This is a genomic window from Vibrio sp. Vb1980 (assembly GCF_033338615.1).
In the GTDB taxonomy this organism is placed as follows: domain Bacteria; phylum Pseudomonadota; class Gammaproteobacteria; order Enterobacterales; family Vibrionaceae; genus Vibrio; species Vibrio alginolyticus.
In genome coordinates, this window is record NZ_JAWOSZ010000188.1 from 1 (window position 1) to 513 (window position 513).

1 protein-coding gene is annotated in these 513 nt (G+C 62.4%); it reads left to right on the forward strand.

The window, feature by feature from the left end; genetic code table 11:
* Nucleotides 1–247: hypothetical protein (locus tag R7F64_RS24430; RefSeq protein WP_318072228.1), on the forward strand; the 247-nt coding region annotated here is incomplete at its 5' end.
* Nucleotides 248–513: the final 266 nt, after the last annotated feature.

Below are 513 nucleotides of genomic sequence, written 5' to 3' on the forward strand. Positions count from 1 at the left end.
GAAGGCCGTGCGCACCGCTGAGCTCTCGCCCTTCATCGTCTTCATCGCGCCTACGGACCAGGGCGCCGAGACCGAGGCCCTGCGCCAGCTCCGCGCCGACTCCGACGCCATCCGGGGCCGCTACGCCCACCTCTTCGACCTCTGCCTGGTGCACAACGGTGTGGACGAGACGCTAGGGCGCCTGTGCGAGGCCTTCGACCGCGCGTGCGCCGACCCGCAGTGGGTGCCCGTGTCCTGGGTCTACTGAGCCACGCCCCCTCGCTTCGCGGAGGCCGCCGGCGCCATTTTGGATTCGGCACCGACGCCGACCACTGAGCCACCTCCCCATCTTCAATCGATTACAAATCGGCACGATTGTTTGATTGAGCGCTAACCACTCATTCGGGACCAGCTGATATCCAGAGAACAGAGTGGTTCTGTGATATTGCGAGCACTCAGTGAGAAGCGTTCAAATTCCGATGGAGAAATCAAGTAAAAGCCCTGCCCATGGCGTGTGAAGACACAGGAAGCGAT